31 protein-coding genes and 1 pseudogene are annotated in these 22,023 nt (G+C 71.5%); 17 read left to right on the top strand and 15 right to left on the bottom strand.

Going from position 1 to position 22,023, the window contains the following annotated elements; all coding sequences use genetic code 11:
* Both NMK34_RS13940 and NMK34_RS13945 read right to left on the bottom strand, forming a co-directional pair.
* Positions 1–479, bottom strand: a 479-nt coding sequence (locus tag NMK34_RS13940; protein WP_318333741.1) for an HD domain-containing protein, incomplete at its 3' end; no start/stop codon positions are given.
* A 57-nt stretch (positions 480–536) separates the two neighbouring features.
* A complete protein-coding gene (locus tag NMK34_RS13945; protein WP_318333742.1) occupies positions 537–1,214 on the bottom strand; it encodes a GntR family transcriptional regulator in 678 nt (225 codons plus the stop codon).
* Positions 1,215–1,391: 177 nt separating this feature from the next.
* Between NMK34_RS13945 and NMK34_RS13950 the strand changes: the two genes are divergently transcribed.
* The 5 genes and pseudogenes from NMK34_RS13950 (at position 1,392) to pyrE (ending at position 4,192) form a co-directional block, all read left to right on the top strand.
* Positions 1,392–2,582 carry a helix-turn-helix transcriptional regulator gene (locus tag NMK34_RS13950; RefSeq protein ID WP_318333743.1) on the top strand — a complete coding sequence of 397 codons (1,191 nt, stop codon included), beginning with the start codon at positions 1,392–1,394 and terminating at the stop codon, positions 2,580–2,582.
* Between the two features lie 329 nt (positions 2,583–2,911).
* A pseudogene (locus NMK34_RS13955) lies at positions 2,912–3,256 on the top strand (hypothetical protein); the annotation flags it as partial.
* Positions 3,253–3,471 carry a hypothetical protein gene (locus NMK34_RS13960; RefSeq protein WP_184976707.1) on the top strand — a complete coding sequence of 73 codons (219 nt, stop codon included), beginning with the start codon at positions 3,253–3,255 and terminating at the stop codon, positions 3,469–3,471. The pseudogene NMK34_RS13955 and the gene NMK34_RS13960, both read left to right, overlap by 4 nt.
* Positions 3,468–3,641 carry a hypothetical protein gene (locus NMK34_RS13965; protein ID WP_167796883.1) on the top strand — a complete coding sequence of 58 codons (174 nt, stop codon included), beginning with the start codon at positions 3,468–3,470 and terminating at the stop codon, positions 3,639–3,641. Before NMK34_RS13960 ends, NMK34_RS13965 begins: the two co-directional genes overlap by 4 nt.
* A 26-nt stretch (positions 3,642–3,667) precedes the next feature.
* Complete coding sequence (gene pyrE / locus NMK34_RS13970; RefSeq protein WP_318333744.1) at positions 3,668–4,192, top strand: orotate phosphoribosyltransferase; 525 nt, start codon at positions 3,668–3,670, stop codon at positions 4,190–4,192.
* Between the two features lie 4 nt (positions 4,193–4,196).
* Here pyrE and NMK34_RS13975 read toward each other — a convergent pair whose 3' ends face one another.
* A complete protein-coding gene (locus NMK34_RS13975) occupies positions 4,197–4,781 on the bottom strand; it encodes a GIY-YIG nuclease family protein (protein WP_318333745.1) in 585 nt (194 codons plus the stop codon).
* 180 nt (positions 4,782–4,961) lie between these two features.
* Positions 4,962–5,657, bottom strand: a complete 696-nt coding sequence (locus NMK34_RS13980) for a suppressor of fused domain protein (protein ID WP_318333746.1) — start codon at positions 5,655–5,657, stop codon at positions 4,962–4,964.
* Between the two features lie 243 nt (positions 5,658–5,900).
* Between NMK34_RS13980 and NMK34_RS13985 the strand changes: the two genes are divergently transcribed.
* The 3 genes from NMK34_RS13985 to NMK34_RS13995 all read left to right on the top strand — a co-directional run bounded on the left by NMK34_RS13985 (position 5,901) and on the right by NMK34_RS13995 (position 8,241).
* Positions 5,901–6,650, top strand: coding sequence for a maleylpyruvate isomerase family mycothiol-dependent enzyme (locus tag NMK34_RS13985; RefSeq protein ID WP_318333747.1), 750 nt, complete (start codon positions 5,901–5,903; stop codon positions 6,648–6,650).
* Positions 6,651–6,808: 158 nt separating this feature from the next.
* Positions 6,809–7,732, top strand: a complete 924-nt coding sequence (locus tag NMK34_RS13990; protein ID WP_318333748.1) for an AEC family transporter — start codon at positions 6,809–6,811, stop codon at positions 7,730–7,732.
* A gap of 20 nt (positions 7,733–7,752) precedes the next feature.
* On the top strand, positions 7,753–8,241 hold the full coding sequence (locus NMK34_RS13995; protein ID WP_318333749.1) for a S1 RNA-binding domain-containing protein: 489 nt from the start codon (positions 7,753–7,755) through the stop codon (positions 8,239–8,241).
* A 45-nt stretch (positions 8,242–8,286) separates the two neighbouring features.
* Here NMK34_RS13995 and NMK34_RS14000 read toward each other — a convergent pair whose 3' ends face one another.
* Positions 8,287–8,649: a nuclear transport factor 2 family protein gene (locus tag NMK34_RS14000; protein ID WP_318333750.1), complete on the bottom strand. Its 363-nt coding sequence runs from the start codon at positions 8,647–8,649 to the stop codon at positions 8,287–8,289.
* Positions 8,650–8,791: 142 nt separating this feature from the next.
* Here NMK34_RS14000 and NMK34_RS14005 point away from each other — a divergent pair, with 142 nt between their 5' ends.
* Complete coding sequence (locus tag NMK34_RS14005; protein ID WP_318333751.1) at positions 8,792–9,280, top strand: hypothetical protein; 489 nt, start codon at positions 8,792–8,794, stop codon at positions 9,278–9,280.
* A 222-nt stretch (positions 9,281–9,502) separates the two neighbouring features.
* Here the strand turns inward: NMK34_RS14005 and NMK34_RS14015 are convergent, their stop codons facing one another.
* The 3 genes from NMK34_RS14015 to NMK34_RS14025 all read right to left on the bottom strand — a co-directional run bounded on the left by NMK34_RS14015 (position 9,503) and on the right by NMK34_RS14025 (position 12,066).
* Positions 9,503–10,483 (bottom strand): hypothetical protein, encoded by a 981-nt coding sequence (locus NMK34_RS14015; RefSeq protein ID WP_318333752.1) that lies wholly within the window; start codon positions 10,481–10,483, stop codon positions 9,503–9,505.
* Between the two features lie 85 nt (positions 10,484–10,568).
* On the bottom strand, positions 10,569–11,060 hold the full coding sequence (locus NMK34_RS14020) for a DinB family protein (RefSeq protein WP_318333753.1): 492 nt from the start codon (positions 11,058–11,060) through the stop codon (positions 10,569–10,571).
* Positions 11,061–11,103: 43 nt separating this feature from the next.
* Positions 11,104–12,066, bottom strand: coding sequence for a hypothetical protein (locus NMK34_RS14025; protein WP_318333754.1), 963 nt, complete (start codon positions 12,064–12,066; stop codon positions 11,104–11,106).
* 290 nt (positions 12,067–12,356) lie between these two features.
* Between NMK34_RS14025 and NMK34_RS14030 the strand changes: the two genes are divergently transcribed.
* Positions 12,357–13,109, top strand: coding sequence for a GNAT family N-acetyltransferase (locus NMK34_RS14030; RefSeq protein WP_318333755.1), 753 nt, complete (start codon positions 12,357–12,359; stop codon positions 13,107–13,109).
* Between the two features lie 176 nt (positions 13,110–13,285).
* Here the strand turns inward: NMK34_RS14030 and NMK34_RS14035 are convergent, their stop codons facing one another.
* The gene (locus NMK34_RS14035) at positions 13,286–13,783 is read right to left on the bottom strand and encodes a DinB family protein (protein WP_318333756.1); all 498 of its coding nucleotides are present in this window, start codon (positions 13,781–13,783) and stop codon (positions 13,286–13,288) included.
* 133 nt (positions 13,784–13,916) lie between these two features.
* Here NMK34_RS14035 and NMK34_RS14040 point away from each other — a divergent pair, with 133 nt between their 5' ends.
* Positions 13,917–14,309 carry a hypothetical protein gene (locus NMK34_RS14040; protein WP_318333757.1) on the top strand — a complete coding sequence of 131 codons (393 nt, stop codon included), beginning with the start codon at positions 13,917–13,919 and terminating at the stop codon, positions 14,307–14,309.
* A gap of 44 nt (positions 14,310–14,353) precedes the next feature.
* Here the strand turns inward: NMK34_RS14040 and NMK34_RS14045 are convergent, their stop codons facing one another.
* Positions 14,354–14,821: an SAM-dependent methyltransferase gene (locus NMK34_RS14045; RefSeq protein ID WP_318333758.1), complete on the bottom strand. Its 468-nt coding sequence runs from the start codon at positions 14,819–14,821 to the stop codon at positions 14,354–14,356.
* 71 nt (positions 14,822–14,892) lie between these two features.
* On the opposite strand from NMK34_RS14045, the gene NMK34_RS14050 reads away from it, so the two are divergent.
* Together NMK34_RS14050 and NMK34_RS14055 are read left to right on the top strand one after the other, a co-directional pair.
* Entirely contained in the window at positions 14,893–15,738 is an 846-nt protein-coding gene (locus tag NMK34_RS14050; protein ID WP_318333759.1) for a PhzF family phenazine biosynthesis isomerase, read from the top strand.
* A gap of 81 nt (positions 15,739–15,819) precedes the next feature.
* Complete coding sequence (locus tag NMK34_RS14055) at positions 15,820–16,191, top strand: YciI family protein (protein WP_318333760.1); 372 nt, start codon at positions 15,820–15,822, stop codon at positions 16,189–16,191.
* Between the two features lie 27 nt (positions 16,192–16,218).
* Here the strand turns inward: NMK34_RS14055 and NMK34_RS14060 are convergent, their stop codons facing one another.
* Positions 16,219–16,623, bottom strand: coding sequence for a nuclear transport factor 2 family protein (locus NMK34_RS14060; protein WP_318333761.1), 405 nt, complete (start codon positions 16,621–16,623; stop codon positions 16,219–16,221).
* Positions 16,624–16,690: 67 nt separating this feature from the next.
* Between NMK34_RS14060 and NMK34_RS14065 the strand changes: the two genes are divergently transcribed.
* The 3 genes from NMK34_RS14065 to NMK34_RS14075 all read left to right on the top strand — a co-directional run bounded on the left by NMK34_RS14065 (position 16,691) and on the right by NMK34_RS14075 (position 18,604).
* Positions 16,691–17,227: a helix-turn-helix domain-containing protein gene (locus NMK34_RS14065; protein ID WP_318333762.1), complete on the top strand. Its 537-nt coding sequence runs from the start codon at positions 16,691–16,693 to the stop codon at positions 17,225–17,227.
* 196 nt (positions 17,228–17,423) lie between these two features.
* Positions 17,424–18,155 (top strand): alpha/beta hydrolase, encoded by a 732-nt coding sequence (locus tag NMK34_RS14070; protein WP_318333763.1) that lies wholly within the window; start codon positions 17,424–17,426, stop codon positions 18,153–18,155.
* Between the two features lie 50 nt (positions 18,156–18,205).
* Positions 18,206–18,604 (top strand): VOC family protein, encoded by a 399-nt coding sequence (locus NMK34_RS14075; protein WP_318333764.1) that lies wholly within the window; start codon positions 18,206–18,208, stop codon positions 18,602–18,604.
* 8 nt (positions 18,605–18,612) lie between these two features.
* Here NMK34_RS14075 and NMK34_RS14080 read toward each other — a convergent pair whose 3' ends face one another.
* From NMK34_RS14080 to NMK34_RS14090, 3 genes are read right to left on the bottom strand one after another with little or no spacing between them, the layout of a single operon-like run.
* Positions 18,613–18,774, bottom strand: coding sequence for a hypothetical protein (locus NMK34_RS14080; RefSeq protein ID WP_318333765.1), 162 nt, complete (start codon positions 18,772–18,774; stop codon positions 18,613–18,615).
* Entirely contained in the window at positions 18,771–19,151 is a 381-nt protein-coding gene (locus NMK34_RS14085) for a VOC family protein (RefSeq protein ID WP_318333766.1), read from the bottom strand. Before NMK34_RS14085 ends, NMK34_RS14080 begins: the two co-directional genes overlap by 4 nt.
* Positions 19,152–19,163: 12 nt before the next feature.
* Entirely contained in the window at positions 19,164–19,358 is a 195-nt protein-coding gene (locus NMK34_RS14090) for a helix-hairpin-helix domain-containing protein (protein ID WP_318333767.1), read from the bottom strand.
* Between the two features lie 176 nt (positions 19,359–19,534).
* Here NMK34_RS14090 and NMK34_RS14095 point away from each other — a divergent pair, with 176 nt between their 5' ends.
* Complete coding sequence (locus tag NMK34_RS14095; RefSeq protein WP_412098953.1) at positions 19,535–20,926, top strand: alpha/beta hydrolase; 1,392 nt, start codon at positions 19,535–19,537, stop codon at positions 20,924–20,926.
* Between the two features lie 16 nt (positions 20,927–20,942).
* Here the strand turns inward: NMK34_RS14095 and NMK34_RS14100 are convergent, their stop codons facing one another.
* Positions 20,943–22,004, bottom strand: coding sequence for a hypothetical protein (locus NMK34_RS14100; RefSeq protein WP_318333769.1), 1,062 nt, complete (start codon positions 22,002–22,004; stop codon positions 20,943–20,945).
* Positions 22,005–22,023: the final 19 nt, after the last annotated feature.

Consider the following 22,023-nt stretch of genomic DNA (forward strand, 5'->3'; position numbering starts at 1 on the left):
GAGCTGTCGATCCAGCGCTGCACGTCCGCGATACCCTGATGCCGGTACTCGACCGCTTGGACGAGGCACTCCAACTTGTCCGCGTCGCGGGCCACGATGGCTTCCAGGGTTTCGCCGGCCTCGTACTCGGCGACGACAGCGGTGATCACGTCGGCTACGGCGGGCGGGCAGGCGGCGACCTGGTCGGCGGTGACGGCGGTGTTGGGTGCGGCCGTGAGATAGCGCTTGGCGATGTGGGGGATGTCGGTGATCCGGGTCTCCTGGGTGTCGTGCAGGACGCACAACATCGAGACGCGACCCGGGTCGGCGCCCTCCATGGCCGCGAGCATCATGCCGATGAGCGCCGTGCGGAACGAGTGTTCGGCGATCGACTCGGGGTGCTTCACTCCGGCGAACCACCATCCGGTGCGCGCTGCGCGCTTGAGCACGCCCGCCTCGAAAATGAAGCTCATGGCTCCCGCGTGCGGATCGTCGGTCATCGGAAGCGCCCTCCCATCCGGCGAGCTTGTCGATATCGCATCACCCTCGCCGTCTCGTCAGTCGATGGGGAGACGGTAGACGAGGTCGTATCGCCCGCCCGGTAGCACGATGTCGGCCGTCTCCACCGGCGTGCCGCTGGCTGTCGCTGAGCGAAGGCTGACACGCTCCACGACCTCGTCGACCCGTACGCCGATGGTGTCCATGCGTGCGACGACGCCCTTGATCTCTCCGTCCTCGGGCCACTCGACCGGAGTGCCCTTGGTGAGGGCACGTGGCTCGTACGACACGGAGAGCTGTATCGGGTCGCCGTCGGCGAGGAAGCGGTATGACGTCCGCATCACCGGTGCGCCCGGCTCGACGCCGAGCCGGGCGGCAATCCGCTCATCGGCCCGCTCGTGTCGGCTTTCGTGCTCCCACGTGCCGTGCTGTCCGGCGTCGGCCGCATCGCGGGCGAACGGGGAAGTCGGGCCATCGGCGGAGCGAACGTCGCGGCCTCGGGCGTGACGGACCAGCCGGGTGGTGTCTCGCACGTAGACGCCGGATCCGGCGCGGCCCTCCACAACGCCCTCGCCTTTCAGGACGGCGATGGCCCACTTGGCGACTGTCCGGCTCACCTCGTACTGGCGCATCAGGCCGGACTCGGACGGCACCTTCGCTCCAGCGGGGAGTTCTCCGGACAGGATCGCGGCACGTAGGTCGGCGGCGATCGTCAGGTAGGCAGGCGGCGTTGGCATGTCGGCGGCACCTCCGGTCAGCCCGCCCAGTCGACCACAGAGCGTAGGGGAGCGGCAGGTAGGAAACGCCTCGACGTCAATGCAAGAGCACCGATCCACGTACACTGGCGGACGGGTATCCCGGCCTCACCGGCCGGTGCCGAAGTCCCAGCCCTCGTCCTGGGAGGCAGGCGAGACATGGCCAGCAAGGCTGACACGATCGGTGCCCGGATCCGCTACTGGCGGATGCGCCGTGGTGGGATGAGCCAGGCCGTTCTCGCCGGGCTCGCCGGGGTCAGCCAGTCCTACATCTCCCAGGTCGAGTCCGGCCGCAAGACGATTGACAGGCGCTCCACCCTGGTCGCTGTCGCCGCCGCGTTGCAGATCACGGTCGCGGACCTGCTCGGTCAGGGCACCGAGACGGGTGACCCGGCACGCGAGCGCGCGGCGGAGTGCGTGCCGGCGATCTGGTCGGCGCTGATCGAGATCGAGGACGGCGAGCGGCGGCCGTCGACGCGTACCCACGAAGAGTTGGCAGCGGGCATCTCCCGCAGTGAGCAGTTGCGCCACCGCTCGAACTTCCCGGCCATGGCCCAGATGTTGCCCGGCCTGCTGCTGGAGGCTGCCGCGGCGGGCGGCCCGGCGCTCGCGCAGGTGGCGTACCAGGCGTCGGCGTGCCTGCGGCACCTCGGGTACCGCCACCTGGCGTTGAATGCGGCGCGGGTGGCGGTGACGGCGGCCGAGGACGTGGAGGAGGCGGCGTGGCTGGGAGCGACCCGTTTCGCGTACGCGCAGAGCCTGCCGATCGAGTCGGCGTCCCTCGCCGCACGGGCGGCTGACCGGTCCCTCGCGGAGCTTCAGTCTGCCGCCTCCGACGAGCGGGTCCGGCAGATGGTCGGCCAGTTGCACCTGTCGGCGGCACTGGCCTCGACAGTCAGCGGCCGCCCCGACGCCGCGCGAGACCATCTGACCGAGGCCGCCCGGGAAGCGGCGACTTTGGGCGACCCGGCGGACGGCATGGGGTTCAACGGCTGCGGGTTCGGGCCCACGAACGTGACGCTGTGGGAGATGTCCATCGCGGCCGAGTCCGGCGAGCCCGGACGGGTGATCGAGCTGTCCCGCAGGGTACGACCGCAGGTGCTGGCGGCGTCGATCCGGCAGATGTCGTACTGGCTCGACCTCGGGCGGGCGCTGGCCGATTCCGGTCGCCGGGACAACGAGGCGATCGCGGCGTTCGTGCGCGCGGAGCAGGCAGCGCCGGTGCCGTTCTCCCTCAACCCGCTCGCCCAGGACGCGGTCGTCGCGATGGCGCAGCGGGCCAAGCGGCGGGCCGTGCCGAACGAACTGCGTCTGCTGGCGGGGCGCCTCGGCATCAGCCTGGCGGCATAACCAGCGGTAATTTCTCCATCACCATGCGGCCCTAGTGTCCGTTTTCGGGTGAGGAAACGCCTCACCCTGCCGGGCGCGGCGTCGCACTCCCTTGTGAAGTGATCCGTCGCGCCGGAGCGGACGGAGGTGGTGATGGGCGGGCGGAACGGTTGGCGCCGCACGGGCCAGGAAACGCAGAAGGCCGAGTGGGAAGCGGCCAAGCGGCGGATTCTCGCACTGGCCGAATCCGATCATGCGCAGACAGCGCCCGTCGAGTCGGCAACGGCACAAGCTTCGCGCCGGGACGCCGACGTCGTCGCACCCTCCAAGCCACACCTGGGACGCCTGCCGTACGAGGGCTATCTCCTCGCTGTCGCGTCGACGCTCGTACGTCGGCATCGCCCGGCCTGGTCGTGGCGGAAGTGGCGGTGGATTTGCCGCTGCGGCGTGGACCTGCCGTGCCGGAACCGCCACCGCGTACCGATCAATCGCGGTCACTGGCCGTCGCAGGAGGGCCAGTGAGCACTGCGGAACGGGCGATCCTGGCGGTGCACGTACGGGGTCTGGACGGGATGTGCGTGGGTTGCCGGCTGTGGTGGGCGCGCCTGACTCCGTACCCCTGCTGGCAGGTCGCGTGGGCGACCAGCCGGCAGGCGCGCGCGAGCGTCGCCCGCTTCCTGGGGGTGCGCGGGTGAGCACCCACGGGCCGGTGCTGCCGGTCTGGACGTGCGGCGGGTGCGGTGCGCCGTGGCCGTGCGCGACGCGGCGGCGGGAGCTTCTTGCGGAGTACGAGGGTGCGCCGGTGTCGCTGGCGGTGTACCTGGGAGCGCAGTTGGTGCGGGCGACGGCGGATCTGAGCTGGGCGCCGGCGGGGGCGTTGCACAGGCGGTTCCTGGGGTGGGTGCGGTGAGCGTGCTGCGGGCCGGGGACGAGAAGTTCCACTACAGCGACGGGTCGCACCGGTGGACGGCGCCGGATCCGGAGTACGACCAGGAGGTGTGGGAGGAGCAGGTCCGCCAGCACAAGCTGGGTCACCTGCGCAACGAGCGTCCGAGGGTACGCATTCGACGGATCGTGTGATTCCAGCCAGGTGCGAGACTGAGCGGGTGACTCACCCGCTCGCGCGCCGCGTCTACGACACCTGCCATCTCACCGGCCGGTTCCGTCTTCGATCCGGGCAGGTCAGCGACGAGTACTTCGACAAGTACCTGTTCGAGGGGAAGCCGGAGCTGCTGCGCGAGGTCGCCGAGGCGATGGTGGGCCTGCTGCCGGAGTGCGACGTGCTGGCGGGGACGGAGATGGGCGGCATTCCGCTCGCCACGGTGATGTCCCAGCTGACGGGGCTGCCGACGGTCTTCGTGCGCAAGCAGGCCAAGGAGTACGGCACCGCGAAGCTGGCCGAGGGCGGGCCGGTGAGCGGTCTGCGGGTCGTCGTGATCGAGGACGTCGTGACCACCGGAGGCGCGCTTCTGACCTCGTGCGGACAACTACGGTCGGTCGGTGCCCAGGTGGAGACGGTGGTCTGCGCCATCGACCGAGAGCAGGGCGGGCGGGAGAACCTGGCGGCCGAGGGGCTGCACCTCCGCGCCGCCCTCACCCGTCGTGATCTGGAAGCCGCACTGACGGCGTGAGCCTCTAGGGCTGCTCCGGGCTGCTGCTGACGTTGTAGGCGTTCTTGGCGGCGACCACCGCTGCCTGGATGTGCTCGGGGTCGACGCCGTGGACGTTGAGCGGCGGGTGCAGGCGCCTGACGAGTTCGGCCTCGATGACAGACGGCTCGGGGTCCTCCGCCCAGGTCAGGCGCAGGTGCTCGTGCATCCAGGCGGTCAGCCGTACCTCGTCCTCGGGGACCAGGACGACGCGGTCGGTCCAGGTGGTCCGGTAGCCCTCGGAGACGAGGAGGCCGGCCAGCGTGCGGCGCAGGGTCGAACTGCCCGAACGCCGCAGATGGTTGCGCAGGATCCGGCCCCGCAGGCTGGTCGCCCGGCCGAGGTAGAGCATCCGCCGCGACGGGTCGCTGTCGTTCGGCGGTCCGGGGAGGTCGGGGAGGACCGAGGGAGCAGCCCACCAGGCGTAGACGCCGCTGCCACGGGCGAGCCGCTTGACGGCGACATCGAGCGCGACCGGTGCACCGGAGAGCAACCGCAGGGCCTCGTCGACCCGGGCTTCGTCAGTCGGGACGTCGGCGGATCGCCGTTCGGGGAAGGTCACCGGGACCATCCTAGGCGCTCGGCGGGTCGAGATCGGGTGGGGATGCGCCCGACACCTGGATACCGGCCGGGCGATCAGCAGGCGACGTTCACGACCTGCTCGGCGGGGCGGTGCCGAGATGACCGAGCGCCCGCCCGATCTGCGGCAGAAGCGCGCACGTGACCTTGGTCAGCGCGTCCGGTCGAGCTGTCAGGCGTACGAGGGCCGGCGCGGTTCCAGCAACTCGGTGACGCGGCCACGGTCGAGGACTTCGATGAGTGCGTCGGTACCGCGTTCGACCTTGACTGCAATCTCCTCTGGGTGCAGAGGGATCAGCGCGAGCAACGCGATTCGGATGCCGCCGCCGACGTCGATCGTCCGCGCCTCGGGCGGCACCCGCAGCATCGGCGCGACGACGACTCCGGCGAACGGGGTGCCCGTAGCGTACGGCTGCGCGGGATCGCCGTTCGGCACCGAATGCCATTCGCCGATCCAGGTTCCATACTCGTGCGGCAGCCGAGCTACCTGCTTGAGGATTCGCAGCGGCCACAAGGTTTCGTCGCCGAACCCGGCTACCTCGGTCAGCGGCCAATCTGCCGGCAGACTGAGCATCAGTTCGGCGTACGGGCTGATGTCGTGGCCCTCCGGGACCGTCATCGGCAGCTCACTCATCCCTGAAGTGACCAGCGTCCGGTACGGGCGTTCCTGGGTCGGCGCCACGACATGGACATGCACACCGACCAGGTGCGAGGCGATCTCGTGGTAGACGAACTCGACGGGCCCGAAGTGCTCCTCGATGTGTCGGTCGATGGCGTCGGCGAAGGCCTGCTGCGGCCCTTGCGCCGGTACGAACCCGTCGTGCAGCGACTGATGACGGAGGACTCCTGACCCGCGCGACTCGTCCATGGCGAAGCAGCCTATGCAAGGGCCCAGCGGGGCGTGACCGGGGCACTCTCACCGGCAGGTGCGTGCACAGGGATCGAGCCCATGCATACGGTAGACGTCTACGGAGAGTGACGGAGACTCCTGCTTCTGGCGCGCCCGCTCGGCGGCATGAGCGCGCACGTGTTCAAGCGGTCCTGGCCAGGAACCATCCATGGCACGACGTTCGCCTGGCGGCGATTAGGTGGCGCGTGGGACGCTCCCGTCATGCGTATCGCCGAGCACACTGCCGCGCTGGATGAGGAAGGTGTCCGACTGGCAGAGGCGGCGGACCGGGCCGGTCTGGACGCACCCGTGCCCACCTGCCCTGGCTGGCAGGTCCGTGATCTGCTGCGCCATGTCAGCGGTGTCCATCGCTGGGCCAGGGGCCACGTGATGACGGGACGCCGTCAGCCCTACTCCACTCGGGAAGAGGCGGAGTTCTTCGCCGCAGTCGATGACGACGAACTCCTGGACTGGTTTCGGGAGGGCCACCGCGCACTCGTGGACACGCTGGCAGCGGCGGACGAGAGCGTCGAGTGTTGGACGTTCCTGCCCGCGCCCTCGCCGCTGGCGTTCTGGGCACGTCGCCAGGCTCACGAGACCGCAGTACACCGTGCCGATGCCGAGTCGGCTGTCTCCACGGTCCCCTCCTGGGACCCCGCCTTCGCCGCTGACGGCATCGACGAACTGCTCAACGGCTTCTTCGGCCGGCCCGGTGGGCGCCTGGTGGCCGATCCACCTCTCAGCATGGCCCTGGTGCCCACTGACATCGACGCCGGATGGACCTTCTTCATCGAGCCGGCCGGGCGCCGCCTGGTCGCCGGTGAGATGCCGGCCCAGCTGACCATCGTGGGATCCGCATCCGAGCTCTACCTCCTGCTGTGGAACCGGAACGGGACTGAACGCCTCGAACTACGGGGGGACGCGGCCGTCCTGGATCTCTGGCGGACCCGAGCCACGATTACCTGGAACTGACGCGGTCTCCCGGGCAAGATCATCCAAGTGTCGCCCACCGTGGCTCCCGTTCCGCATCGGCAGAGCCGTGAGCGCTGGACGCGTCGGGGGCTTCTCGGCTCGTACGCTCCGGACGTCCGCCGGTCCCTGACGTGGCGCGACGCTCCGGTGACGCCCGCATGAGCCTGGTATCGGCGTTCGTGCCGATCTGGATCCTCACCGCTGTCGGTTACGCGGCCTGCCGCTGGGGCCTGCTCGGCGAGGCGGCGGCCTCGGTGCTCGGCCGGTTCGTGTTCCAGCTCGCGATGCCGTCCGCCCTGTTCCTGGCCCTGGCCCGGATGCCGCTGTCCGGGTTCGCCGGCCGCTCGCTGCTCGCCTTCGGGGTGAGCACCGTCGCGGTGGTCGGGTTCGGGTGGGCCGGCGCGAGCCGGCTGTTCGGCCGCGATCCCGGGGAACGGCCGATCTGGGGCATGGCCGCCGGGTACGTGAACTCGGCGAACCTCGGCATCCCGATCGCGACGCAGGTTCTCGGCGACGTGTCGTTCCTGGCAGTGGTGGTGCTGCTACAGGTGCTGGTGGTGGCGCCCGTGATCCTGGTCGCCCTGGACCGGCACAGCGACCCGGCCGGGCGGGTACGGGTCCGCCGGATCGCCTCACTGCCCGTACGCAATCCGGTGATCCTGGCGTCGCTGCTCGGTGTCGCGTGCTCGGCCGCCGGCGTGCGCCTGCCGTCGGCGGCCGACGCGTCGCTGACGCTGCTGGCCGGTGCCGCGGTTCCGGCCGCCCTGGTCGCGCTCGGCGCGTCGCTGCACCCCACGGCGCCGTCGCGGGCAGAGCCGGCCGAGCCCGCCGAACTGGCCGTGATCACCGCGCTGAAGCTTGTCGCACAGCCGATCATCGCGTACGCGGCCGGACTGGCCCTGCATCTGCCCGCGCCGCAGTTGCTCGCCGTGGTGGTGTGCGCGGGCCTGCCGACGGCGCAGAACACGTTCATCTTCGCTCAGGAGTACGGCGTCGGTGAGGCGGTGGCCAACCGGGCGGTGGTGGTGACCACGACGCTGTCGCTTGCCACCCTGGCCGCCGCGGCGGCGCTGCTCGGGTAGCCCGGCTATACAGTTCTGCCATGCCCGAAGGCTGGCCGGAGCGTGGCACGGTGGTGCGGGGGACCGTCTCGGAGATCCACAACTTCGGCGTCTTCGTGCGTCTGGAGGGGGATCCGGAAGGCTCGCCCGGCACCGGGTTCATCCGGATTCCGGAGCTGACCTGGGACTACTTCCGCGACCCCGCCGACGTGGTGCGCCCTGGACAGCAGGTCACCGGCGAGGTGCTCGACTACGACGACACCCGTGGACAGGTGCAGCTCTCCCTGAAGGCGTTGCAGGAGGATCCACTGGTCGCGTTCGAGGACCGGGTCGGTGAGGTGTTGTCCGGGCCGGTCGTCAGGGTGCTGCCGTTCGGTGTCTTCGTCCTCGTCGCGCCGGGCATCGCGGGACTGCTCCACGAGTCCGTCCTGACCTGGCAGCCGGCGATGGGAGAGACGGTCTCCGTCACGATCGCCGAGGTGGACCGACCGCAGCGCCGGGTGCGGCTGGAGCTCGCGCCGACGCGTTGATCGGTCGCCCGTGGCTACCGCCCCGACTGACGCCGCCGACAACGGTCACTCTCGGATCTCCATCTCTGTCACCAGGCCGTCGCCGAGGCGGTAGACGTGCGTGACGGTGTGGTCGGCGAGCGTCGCTCCGGCCTTGTCGTGGACCACTTGATGAACGGTGACGGCGATGCGGCCGTCGGCTTCCGTGCGGAACGCGGTCGGCGTGACAGTCGGATCGAGCTGGTCCCACTGCCGGCGCCAGTAGGCACTCACCTGGTCCCGGCCGCGAATGACGCCTCCCTCCCAGCCGTTGGGCCACGAGACGTCCGGCGTCATGGCGGCCAGCAGCGTGGGGATGTCACGCCGGTTGAAGGCCGCGTAGAGGCTCGTGAGCAGGGCCTGGGGAGCGAGGCGTCTCGGCGGGTCCATCGACTCAGCATGGCCGGTGGGCACGACCTCACGAAGACCTCTTTGCGCTCAGCAGAACACGCGATCCTCGGCGGAGCCGGGACGGTAGGGAGGCGGATCGTCTGAGCCGCCCGGCTGGATTCGCGTTCCTAGACTGCCGGCTGTGCGAGTTCCTCTTGCGACAGCCGGGACGATCGTCGTGCTGGGCGTGGCGGCGGCGACGGTGGCCGGGGTGCGCTGGTCGGCGGCCGGTGAACCGGTCTCCGTCGCGGCCCCGGCGGGGGCGTCTACGGTGCTGCCCGAAGGCGCTTACGAGGCCGTCGTCGACAACCGGGCACTCGAGATCTCCGTCGACCTGAGCAACGACCGCGGTCGTCCGGAGGTCGACACCTACGCCCTGCCGCCCGCGTCCGGCTGGGAGCAGGTTCGATCGGCTGTCGCCGGGCAGCTCGACGGATGGAAGCAGGTCGGGGACTGCGCCGACACAGGTGAGCGGCGGCTGCAGTGCTCCTGGTCGGAGCCGACCCGCTGGTGGCCCCGCATGGTGCGGATCGTCCTCCTCCGGCCGGCGCCGCCGGGTGACGGCGACTCCTACGATTGGCCCGACAACGCCTTCCTGGTGGTCGGGTCGAGCCGAGGCGGCGACCTCTGACGGCGATCCGCGCCCAGTCGGGCGTTGAGCCGAACCGGCCGGCACCGCGGGCTGGACGCCGAGGCGCCTTGGTTCGGTCGATGCGCGGCACCTGCTGGCGGACGCCGACGTGGTGATTCCAGGCGACCGGGTGCTGCACCTGCGCTACCGGGTGCGCCGCTGACCGACCCGGGCGGTGCGCATCCGGTCCACCGCGATCGGTGATCCACCATCGGGCCGCGGTCAGAGCAGTGCGAGTTGGCCCGGCATCGGCTCGTCGTCGAGGCGAGCACCGAGCTGCCACAGCCGGAGCCGATCGTCCTCATGATGGCGGGTGAGCCAACGGCCCGGCTGGTACGAGGGGTGGACGGCACCGGATCCGTCATGGTGCGGGTAGCGCACCTGGGACCGGCACCGGAGGCTGAGCGCCGACAGCAGGAGATGGCCCTCGGCATCGTTCGGCAGGCTTCCGGTGTTCGGAGCGGCGAGGATCAGCTCCTCGCCCAGGAACACCGCACGGTCCGCGTGTCGGCAGCCGGCGAGGCGCGGTGGCGTGCCCGGCAGATCTTCGAAATGCCGGGCTGTGATCACGGCGTCGGAGGCGACGTCGCGGACGGACAGGAAGCCGTCGAGCGTCTGGGTCAGGTAGCGGCCGCCCGCCGGACTGAAACCGGCGAGATCGCCACCGGCCAGCGGCCGTGACACGATGCGCTCGGCGTCGAGCCTGATCAGCATGGCGCGTGATTGATAGGGATCGAGCAGCGTCAAGCCGGTCCAGACGCCGTCGGTAGCGGATATGAACCAGGCGGGCCCGGGACCGGGCAGCGGCGTGCGACGGATCTCCGCGCCGCTCACACCGTTGACGGCGACAAGTTCCTCGGTCTCGCGTAGACGGATCCAGAGGACGTGGTCGCCGTCGAGGTGGAAGTCGGCGCCGGCGCTGCCACCGAGCCGATCCCAGCTGCTGCGCCACCGAACCACGCCGTCGTGGTCGAGCACGACGATCTGATGCGCGTCTCCGGCCGCGACAAGCCGACGGGTGGCGCTGACCTGCATTCGCGGGTCGTCGAGAGGGGCCGCAAACCGCGCCACGCGACCCAGTTCGTGGTCGAAAAGGTTCACCGTGAGACGGTCCTGATCGGTGACCACCCAGCCGAGGCCGGTTGCCTGCATGACATGTCGAATGCCGGGAAGCCGCACCTGGTTGACCAAGCGGGGTTGCATCGCGGCAGCATAGAGCCACTTCGGCGAGCCCGTCGGGCCGTCTGCGCGGGACGCCGAGCTGCACACCGCAGCCGTCGGACTCGGCTCAGCGTGGCCCGAGCCCGGTGCGCCCGTCGATCAGCTCGCGCACGGCGTCCAGGTGACCGGCGTGCCGGGCGGTCTCCTCGATGACGTGCAGAACGATCCGTCGCAGGTCGGTGGTCTGCGACGCCAGCGTCTCGTCCGGATGCCGGCCTGCGGGTGTCGCCGACAACGGGGCCCCGGCGATGATCGCGTCGGAGATGTCGCACTGGTCGCGATAGAAGCCGAAGACCTGGGCCGGCGATCGAGTCGTCCGCAGCGGTGTGTTCTCGTCGGGCCAGGGTAACGGCTCTACGGACCCACGGAAGACCTCCTGGAACCAGTGGCGTTCCGCGTGCCCGAGGTGCTCCACCAGCCCGAGCGGCGACCAGCCGGAGGGCAGGACAGGCGTTCGCAGCGAGGCCAGGTCCAGATCCGCCAGGATGGCTCGGATGCTGACACGCTGATACTCGAGGAACTCACACAGCGCGGCCTTCTCCATATCGACCTTCGTCACGCCGGCAGGTTAGCGGCCGGCACCGACTCCTCGCCGCGATCATTCAGTCGATCGGCGAGCCGGCCAGCAGTCGCTCGGTCCGGTCGCGAAGGGCGTCGAGCTCAGCGGAACGGCCTCGCACCTCGATGAGGAGGTCGATGGCCGCCCGCAGATACTCCAAGGCCACGATGTCCTCGTCGACGGGAACGTCGACCTCGAATCGATCGAGGAGAACCGCGAAGTCGGCCACCACCGCCTCGGCACGGGCGGCGGCTCGGTCGGGACCGCCGTTGCGCAGTGCGCAGCGAGCCGACTCGATCATCGCTCGGCCGACGAACGCGTGACACTGACCCAGCAGACGGGTGACGATGCGCCCCACCAGATCGAGGCCACGCTCCTCGAGCCCCGGGTCGGGCTGAGCAGCGAACTGCGTGGTGACCTCACGGGCGGCCGCGGCGAGCGCGACACCGTCGACCCACTCCTGGGAACCCTCCGCGGCGCAGGGCTGCTGCCCCAGTCGAGCGATGCAGGCTTCGGCGGCGACCGACAGGGCCGTCGCTGCTTCCAGGAGGAGATGGAAGCGGATCCGATCCCCCTCCCGTGACGCGACGGCCAGCCGCGCGACCTCGAGCGCCACGGCGACGTCCTCGGTGCCGCGCGTGGGCTCGCCACGCCTGGCTCCTTCCAGGAGAGCCTGCGCCGCCGCCCGTTCCTCGGGCGACGGTCCGGGATCCCCGTCGTCGACTTTCAGTCCGAGCGCGAGCCGGTACGAGGTCCACGCCAGCGGGTCCGTGACGGGATCCGGCTGGTTCGCGGGGTTGCCGGACGCGGCACGAACCACCCCACCCCTGACACGGTCCATCGCGAGCCGCGCGTCATCGAACGGCAGCGCGAACCGCTCGGTCAGGACGGCGAGGACATCGCGACGGCGCGTCCCCTCCTTCTCGGCCGCGCGCAGATAGCGGACAAGGGTGTGTACCGATGTTCCCCGAGCGAGGTGCACCGTCAGGTCGTCCGTCCATTGCATCCGACGAGGATGCCCGCCCGCGATCTCGGACCACAAGCGGGTTGATGCGCGACGCCCGGCCGTACGCGATTGACACGGCCAGGTCTCCAGGGGCAAGGTTGCGGTCGGCCACGCGCACCGCGTGGCACTCCGCATGAAGGAATGACGCCTGTGATCCGGGTAGGCCGAGCGGCCGCCTGAGTGTCGACCGCACGACGGATGACCGTCGTGCGGCCGCGGCACGGTGGAGCGGTCCGACGTCTCCTCCGCCCGTCGCAGTTCCTCTCATGCATCGAGGTCTCACGTTGAGCATGGATGCCCGCATCCAACGATCAGTCGTCGTCAACCTGTCCCGCCGGCCCGCGCCGGTCGAGGTCGGGCCGTTCGTGATCGGGCTGGACCCGACGACGACCAGCCCGTACATCAACTACGCGACGCCGCGTCCCGGCGCCGCCGTCACCGCGGCCGACGTCGCCGCCCTCGTCGCGGCGTTCCACGCCGCCGACCGCAGACCCCGCCTGGAGTACGTCACCAGTTGTGCCCCCGGCCTGGAGGCGCTGCTGACAGCGGCGGGCTTCACCGTGGAGGCCCGGCACACCTACCTGGCCTGCGTGCCGAGCATGCCGGCCTCGCCACAGGTGCCGGACCACCTCAGCCTGTGCGAGCCGGGCACCGACTCCCAGCGCGCCGCGCTGATCAGTGTGCAGAACGAGGCGTTCGGCGGCGATCCGGTCGCCTCGGAGGCCGACGTGGCTCGCCTGCGGCGTCAGCAGGACACCGGCGGCGTGGTCGTCATGGCCGTCACCGAGGGCGGTGGCTGCGCGGGCGGCGGCGGTGCGGCTGCGCCTGTCGGCGCGGTCAGCGAGGTGGCCGGCATCGCCGTTCGTGCGCCCCACCGCCGCCGGGGACTGGCGTCCGCGATCACCGCCGACGTCACCCGGCGGCTGTTCAGCGCCGGTACGGAGGTCGCCTGGCTGGAGGCCGGCGGCGAGGACTCGTGGCGGGTCTACCAGCGCGTCGGCTACCGGCCCGCCGGTCAGCGGCTCTACATCGCGATGAACTGAGGACGGAGAGCCCGGGCCGGGTTGCGGCGACCGGACCCGGGCCACCTCGGTGTGACCTCCACGGAGGACTTCGAGGCCGACCGGGAACCTTCGATGCCGCGCTCGTCGCGGACGTTCCGGGTACACCTCGAATGCGCGCCCCGACCCGCTCACCGGCACATGACGCCGGCCGCCCGCTATCCGTCGAGGATCTGCTCCCGGAGGATGTCCGCGTGCCCGCAGTGCTGCGCGAGTTCGCGCAGGACGTGGAGGTACACCCAGCGCAGCGGAAGCGGGCCCCGCCGGTGCCCGGTGAGGATGTCGTCCAGACCCCGCGTGGAGGTCGCCCGGCGTGACGCGTCGCGGGCGTCGCGGTATGCCCGCCGGACGCCGGCGATCGTGTCGCCGTCGTCGAGGAGGAACGACTCCTCCGACCGCTCCGGGATGCCGATCTCGGCTCGCGACCGGCCCGTGACGGCCTCGTCGAACCAGACCTTCTCGACGAAGGTCGCGTGCTTCACCAGACCCAGCAGCGTGGTCCGGGAGGCCACCAGTGACCGGCGCGCCTGCTCCTCGGTCAGTCCGTCCAAGCAGCGGTCGAGCGCGTCGCGCTGCTCGTCGAGAAACGCCTCGAACTGGGCCTGCGCCGGCTGTGCGACGACCTCGGCGGAGAAGGTGGGCGGGAAGGACGGCATAGGCGAAGCATTCCAGACCGACGCCCGCCGCCCGGCGGACAACCGCCGGACCGGTGTCGCGGGTGCCCCCCGTGCGGCCGGATGAGCGCAGGGTGTCTCAGGCGGGTCGCTGACGTACCGCGACGATCTCGGCGTGGTGGGCGACCGCCCAGCCGGCCAGCGCGAGGTTCGCTGGACCGATCCCCAGATGACGGCGGGCTACTCAGCCGTCGCCGCGCAGTTGCAGGCCGGGCGGGCCGACGACCTGCTCGGCGTGGGCTTCGCCCAGCGGTCCGGTAGCCGCGCCCGATACGTGCTCTACCGTCCCGGGTTCACCAGGAGCGGTGACCGTAGCGCGCTCCCGCTCGTGGTACGTGGGCTGCTCGCGGTGGCGGCGGCGGTCGCCGCCCGGTCCGTCGTGGACGCGGTGGCGCCGATTCACCGGTTCCTGGACGCGCCGCCGACCGCGCCGGTGACCGCGGTCGGTCGGGGAGGCGACTGCCGCCCGGCTTCCCGACCCTCGACCCCCATGACGCCGAGCGGTTGATGGACCTCACGGAGAGGCTGCTGCGGTGAGACACCGCGCCGACGCTACGGCCGGAAGTAGTCGGACATCATGCCGCTGACCCACTCCGGCTGCCGGACGTTCGTGGGGACGAATTCCACCAGCACCGGCTTCAGGTCGATGACCGGTGTGCCGGACACCGCGTCGAGGCCCACCACCGTCAGCTCGCGGCCGCGAACCGACTCGATCCGGCAGCACGTCACGCCGATCCGGTTCGGCCGGCGGGGGCCACGGCCGGCGAACACGCCCATCGGCGGCAGGTCGGCCCGGCCCCGGTAGGGACGGGGTTCGCCGTGGTCGCCGCCGTCCGGGAACCGGTCGAAGACGAACACGACCTCCACGTGGGAGAACTCCTCGAGGCCCTGCAGGCACGCTTCGCCGAAGCGTTCGTCGACGACGATCGTGCTGCGGACGGCGCCCCAGTTGTCGCTGTGCTGGATGTCCGTCCGGTCGTTGCGGACGGTGCCGATCGGCGTGATCTCGAGGGCGCCCATGACCGGAGAGTAGTTCGGCGTGGCTCGTCGCGGGGCACACGAGCCGGACCACCGGCGCTAGGCTCATGATCATGGACGTTCTCCGATACGCGGCGTTCGCCGCCGACCCCTCCGGCGGCAACCCGGCCGGTGTCGTCCTGGACGCCACCGGTGCGGGCGACGCGGAGATGCAGCAGGTGGCGGCCGATGTCGGCTATTCGGAGACCGCGTTCCTCGTGCCCGCCGGCGGGCACGGGCGGTTCACTGTCCGCTACTTCAGCCCGAAGGCGGAGGTGCCGTTCTGCGGCCACGCGACGATCGCGTCGGCGGTCGCGTACGCCGAGCGGCACGGCGCCGGTGTGCTGCACCTGGACACCCGCGCCGGGCTCGTCGAGGTCGCCACGAGCGCGCGGGCCGACGGCGTCACCACCGCCACGCTCACAAGCGTCGCGCCGCGCACCGTACCCCTTGCCGCGGGCGACCTGGCGGCGCTGCTCGCCGCGTTGCGCTGGTCGCCGGACGATCTCGACGCGACACTGCCGCCGCGTGTCGCGTACGCCGGGGCCTGGCACCCGATCGTGGCCGCCGCCACCCGGCGGCGCCTGGCGGACCTGGACTACGACATGGCGGCGTTGCGCGCGCTGATGGCCGAACGTGACTGGACGACGATCGACCTGGTGCACCGCGAGTCCCCGCTGGTGTTCCACGCGCGCAACCCGTTCCCGCCCGGCGGCGTGGTCGAGGACGCGGCGACCGGCGCGGCGGCCGCCGCGTTCGGCGGCTACCTGCGGGAGCTGGGCCTGGTGCGGCCGCCCGCCACGGTCACCGTGCGGCAGGGTGAGGACATGGGCCGTCCGAGCCTGCTCACCGTCGGCATCCCCGCCGCGCCCGGCGCCGGGATCGCGGTGACCGGCACCGCCGTGCCCATCCCCGGCTGATGATGTCAGATCGGGTGCGGCTCGTTCGTAGTACGGGTGAGAGGCGGCCGGACCGGGCCGCCCGGACAAGGGAGTCATGGCATGCCGCGGTACCTGATCTCGTTCAACGACGGCGCGATGGACCACATCCCCGCCGAGGAGATCCCCCAGGTGGGCAGGGAGGCGCACGCGGTCATCCAGGAGGCCGTGAACGCTGGTGTGTTCGTGTACGGCACCGGGCTCGAACGCCAGCAGGCGACCATCGTGGGCACGGACGGGGTGGTCACCGACGGGCCGTTCCCGGAGACCAAGGAGGTCATCGGCGGGTTCGTGGTCCTCGACGTGGCCTCCCACGACGAGGCGCTGAAGTGGGCCGCCAAGATCGCCGCGTCGTGCCGATGCGCCCAGGAGGTCCGGGAGGTCATGCCCGACCCCGAGACGGAGGCGATGCTCCGCGCGGCGGGCCGATCCTGAGCGCGTCGCCCCTGTCGTGATCCAGCCTCATGCCGGGCCGGCGGCCTGAGTGATGGCGAGCGTGTGCTGATATTCGCGCCAGTGGGCCAGCTTGCCGTCCCGGGTCCGCAACACCCCGATGAACGGCACGGAGGCGGTCACCCCGGTCACCGTGTGCGTGCCGACGAGTTCGTACTCGACCACGATCACCTCGGGATCCGCCGTCTCGTGTACGACCACGCCGCGGCAGTCGTCGAACCGCACCGGGAACGACGCCCGGCCCGCTCGCGTGTACTCGAGAACGGGCTGCTTCCCCTCGGTGCGCGTGGGCTGGCCAGGCGCGGCGAAGGGCGTCTCGACCACCACGTCGTCGGCCAGCGAATCCGCGTCGAAGGTGGGCAGGCCGGCCAGCCATCTGGCGCGCATGCTCTCGAAGATCTCCTGTGGTGTCATGCCGGCCTCCGAGATAATGAGTCGCGACTCGACTCGTGGCACCGAGGATAATGAGTGGAGACTCACTTTGGTAGAGGGTTCGCCCCTGCGCGCCGACGCGCGACGCAACCGGGCACGCATCCTGGACGCCGCCGAGGCGGTCTTCGCCGAGTTCGGCGCCCGCGCCTCCACCGAGGAGGTGGCCCGCCGGGCCGGCGTTGCCATCGGCACGGTCTTCCGTCATTTCCCCACCAAGGAGGACCTGCTCGCCGCGCTCATGAAGCGACTGCTCGCGCAACTCGCCGACGAGGCGGGACGACACGACCTCTTCGGGTTCTTCAGACACACCGTGGCGCAGGCGGCCGCGAAGAAGACGGCAGTCGAACTGCTCGCCGGATCCGGGGTGGACATCCGGCTTCCAGACGCGGTAGGTCACCTGGAGGAGGCGGTGGGCAGGCTGCTGGAACAGGCCCGGGCCGCCGGAACCGTCGCCGACTCGGTACGGCTACCCGAGGTGATGGCACTGCTCACCGGCATGTGCCAGGGCGCACTGCACGGGGGCTGGGACGAGCATCTGCAAGCCAGGACGCTGGCTGTCGTCTTCGCCGGCTTCGAGCGCGGCTGACGGTCCGGCGTGGATCACGCCGCGACAAAACCGGTTGGCCGCCCCTGGCGAGCGCTGTTAGCTTGCCGGTGGCCGTGCCGGAGAACGAGGGAGGTGGTACCCGTGACCGCAGTATCGACATGGGTGCTCCCCTCGGGGGTCACGGCCGGGCGATAGGTCGTCCGGGAGCGCCGCCGCACTCCCGAAAGGCACGACCATGCGCTTCACCTCCGAACAACGCCTCGCCGACGACGTCCGCGAACGCGAGTTCACCCTCGGCGAGATCCCGGGCATCCTGTGGACGCCTGCACCCGCGCCCAAGCCTGCCCCGCTGATCCTGCTCGGCCACCCCGGCGGCCTGCGCCGGATGTATCCCCGCCTGCTGGCCCGGGCGGAGGGCTGCGTCGCACAGGGCTTCGCCGCCGCCACAGTCGAACTTCCCGGCAGCGGCGACCGGCCCGCGTCCGCCGCCGCCGAGCAGGCCCGCGCCGACCTGCGCCGAGCCCTGACGGCCGGTGAGCCGGTCACCGACGATGTGGTCGACCGGCTCGTCCTGCCGCTCGTGGAGAAGGCGGTCCCGGAGCGCCGGGCCACCCTCGACGCCCTGCTCGCGCTGCCCGGGATCGGCGGCCCGGTCGGCTACGCCGGCGGCGTGATCTCGATCGGCGTACGGCTGGCGCTTGTCGAACCCCGCATCGTGGCCGCGCTCCTGTTCGCCGGGAGCTTCGTGCCGCGCGCCATCATCGAGGAGGCACGGCAGGTCACCATCCCGCTGCATGTCCTGCTGCAGTGGGACGACGAGGGCAACGACCGGCAGATGGCACTGGACCTGTTCGACGCCTTCGGCTCGGCGGAGAAGACGCTGCACGCCAACATGGGCGGCCACACCGGCGTGCCGTGGTTCGAGGGGGAGCCCGCGAACCGGTTCTTCGCCCGGCACCTGTGGTAGCGACGCGCAAGCGCCTGACCCCGGCAGGACCCGCCGATAGGGTGGGACACATGGTGCCCGCGACCGGACTGGACCACGTCGTCATCGCCGTGTCCGACTGGCGGGCCGCAACCGACTTCTATCGCGACGTCGTCGGCGCCGAGGTGATCGGCGTCGGCGGCGACCGCGTCGCCTTCCGGATCGGCCCCGATCAGTTGAGCGTGCACGGGCCGGGTCTCGACCTCGGCGGCAACGTCGCCCGGATCCCGGTCCGCCCGGGCAACAGCGACATCTGCTTCGTCTGGGCGGGGCCGATCGAGGAGGCGGTGGCGCACCTGCGACGGCACGACGTCGAGGTGGAGACGGGACCGGTCCGGCGGATCGGCGCCGGTGGCGCCGGGACCAGCGTCTACTTCCGCGACCCGGACGGAAGCCTGCTGGAGTTCATCTCCTATCAGGAGACGCCGTAACGGCCCGTTCAGAGCGGTGAGGCGACCAGGACGGCGACGTGGTGAGTCGTGGCGAGCACCGGGCCGCCGCCGGCGTGGAAGTCGATGTCGAAATCGGCCTCGCAGTCCGCGTCACTGAGGTAGACGGCACCCCAGTGGAAGGTGCGGACCCGCCGTACCCGTCCGGTCACGCGGGTCCGCCCACCGGCGACGCCCAGGTGGGGCGCCTGATCAGGCAGAACGGGTGACCGGCCGGGTCGGCGTACACGTGGTCGCCCGGCAACCGCCGCGCGCCCAGCGCGAGCACCGCCTCGCCCGCCGCGTCCTGGTCGTCGACCATCACGTCGAGGTGCATCTGCTGCGGCACCGCCGGATCCGGCCACGTCGGCGGCACCAGCCCGGGGGCGCGCTGGAACGCCAGCCCGGACGCCGCCGTGCTCGCCGACACGACGGTGAAGTCGTCGTCCGCGTACGTGATCGGGTCGCCGAGGACCGCGCTCCAGAACTGCGCCTCGGCCATCGGATCCGGGCAGTCGACGATCAGGTGGTGGAGTCGCCCGAGTGGCAAGGGGGCACCTGGTCAGCTCAGCCGCAGATCGTGCTCGGCGAGGGCGGCCTCGATGACGCCCAGCGCCTTCGGCCCCATGCCGTGCAGCCGCGCCAGCTCCGCGCGCGGCACCCCGGCGAGCTGGCGCAGCGTGGTGTAGCCGGCGGCGTTCAGCGCCCGCGTGGCCGGTGCGCCGATCTTCGGCAGGCGATCCAGGGGCGAGGTCATCGCCAGATGCTAGACCGCCACGGGTACGGCTCGCCTGCCGTACCTCGGCGTCAGGGACGGAATGGGGGAAAGACCCGACGGGCATATCGGGGCGTTTCCGTATAGGACTCGGGCGGGACGCCGCTGAAGAATCGACGAGCGTCCAGACACCAGGAGGTGCCGTGTTCCGACGTACCATGGCCGTCGCTCTGGCCGCGCTCACCGTCCTGGCGGGACTGCCCGGCGCGGCGCGCGCCGGTCTTCCGCCGCCGCTCCTCGCCTGGGGCGAGTGCGCCGACGATCTGCCTGACGTCCCGCCGGATCCGCACGTGCGGTGCGCCCGGCTCCGGCTGCCGGTGGACTGGGCCCGGCCGAACGGCCCGACGTTCGACCTCGCCGTGGCACGCCGGTCCGCGCGCCTGCCGGAGCAGCGGGTGGGCACGCTGGTGTTCGGGCCGGGCGGCCCCGGCGACTCGGGGGTGGAACGCATCCGCCGGGGCGACCGGTTCAGCGACGAGTTGCTGGACCGGTTCGACCTGGTCAGTTTCGACCCGCGCACCGTGGCTCGCACCGCCGCGCCCGTCTGTACCGCGGATCCGGCGTTGCGCAGGCCGCCCGTCCCACTTGCCGGTCAGGCGGACTTCGACGACGCGGTGACCTACAACCGGGCCCTGTGGAGCAGGTGCCGCCCGACCAGCCCGGTGTTCGACCACGCCGACACGCTCAGCACCGTCCGCGACCTCGAGGCGTTGCGGCGTGCGCTGGGGGAGCGGCGGCTGTCCTTCCACGGCAGCTCGTACGGCACTCTGCTGGGTCAGCAGTACGCCGAGCGGTACCCCGGCCGCGTGCGGGCGGTGGTGCTGGAGGGCGTGTTCGACCACAGCCTCGACGTGCGGTCCTTCGTGCGGACCCAGGCCGCCACGTTGCAGGACTCGTTCGACGAGTTCGTCTCCTGGTGCGACAGCTCGGCGGACTGTGTGCTCCACGAACGGGACGTGCGATCGGTGTGGGCGCGGGTGCTGGCCCGCGCGGACCGTGGTGAGTACGCCCCCCGTACCGCCTTCGACGTCAGCGCCGTGGCGCTGGGCATGCTCGCCGGCCCGCGCTGGCCGCAACTCGCCGCGATCGTGCGGGACATGGACGCCGGGACGCCACCATCGGCTGTGAATCTCTCGATCTCGGTCGCGGCGTTCTGCGCGGACTGGCCGGCGCAGGTACGCGACTACGCCGAGTACGCCGGACTGGTCCGGGACGCCGCGGCGGCCGCCCCGGACGTCCGGTACGGCGCCGGTCTGCTGGCCGTGCAGACCTGCCTGGGCTGGCCGTCCCCGGTCCGTAATCCGCCGCACGAGCTGAACGTGCACACCCGCACGCCGCTGTTGCTGCTCAACTCCCGGCACGATCCCCGTACCGGCCACGCCTGGGCGGTGAACGTCGCCCGGCAACTCGGCCGGCACGGGCGTCTGGTCACCTACGAGGGCTGGGGCCACGGCACCTACCAGCGCAACGGCTGCACGACTGCCGTGGTGGACAGGTACCTCGTCGATCTCACGGTGCCCGCACCGGGCACGCGATGCCCGGCGAGCTGACTCGGCGCCGCTAGAGCTAGAGCGCCGGGTCCGACGCCCCGGCGAGCGTACGGCCGGCCGCTCGCCGGTGCGGCAGCGCCGCCAGTCCCAGCGCGACGATCAGCAGGACCGCGCCGAGCAGGAACGGCAGCGACAGCGCGGGCTGGCCGAGCCACTCCCACGGCACGTGCCAGCGGGGATGCGGCTCGCCCAGGTGGTGCGTGAGCATCATCGGTGCGCCGAGCAGGACCGGCGCGGTCCAGAACAGCATCGCGACGCCGTACAGGACCTTCACCGGGCCCTGCACCAGCGGGCGCCGTCCCTCGGTGCGGCGGCTGGCCCAGCCGAACAGCACCCAGCCGCCCAGCGTGCCCAGCGCGAAGCCGATCACCCCGGCGGGATACGCGGCGCCGGGGGTGGCGCGGCCGAGGGTGAGGTTCATCGAACCCTCGGCGTTGAGCTCGACGGCGAGGATGTGGTCGCCGCGTTCGGCGTACACGGTGATGTCGGAGGGGATGGACGCCGGGTCGCACCGCGGACTGCCGGGGACGCAGCCGTACGCGTCGGATCTGACGGGCTCGCTCCGCTTCCACCCGGCGGCGTCCAGGCGCTGCCGCAGGTTGGTGAGGCCGCCGGCCGGCGTCTGGTCGAACGACGCGGTCAGCTCGGCCAGCGCGTACTCGCCGCCGTCGCCGAGGAGCAGCTCGGACAGGAGATCCTCGGTCAGCGGGTGGCCGTAGATGAGGAACACGGCGGGCGGGTCGTCCCGGTCGATGTGGCTGACCTGCCGGTCCGGGTAGAGCTGCCCGACCACGGCGGCCAGGTCCCGGTGGTCGAGCGGGCGGGAGCCGAGCCACGCGAGCCAGGTGCCGAACGACGCGGCGAACAGACCGCAGACCACCGCGAAGACCGCAGCCCAGACCACCACGGTACGGCTCGCCGGCCGCCCCAGCCGGGTGCGCAGACCATGACGTACGAGATTCGCCGCCACCCGGGTACGCCGGTGGGCCGAGCCGACGTCCCGTACCGTCTCCAGGATCTCGGCCCCGCGCGCCCGGCGGTAGTCGCGGGGGTAGGCCAGCAGCAGCCGGCGATGCATGGGTTTCTCCCTCGGGAGC

The sequence above is a fragment of the Micromonospora sp. BRA006-A genome (genome assembly GCF_033433935.1).
Taxonomy (GTDB): Bacteria; Actinomycetota; Actinomycetes; order Mycobacteriales; family Micromonosporaceae; genus Micromonospora; species Micromonospora aurantiaca.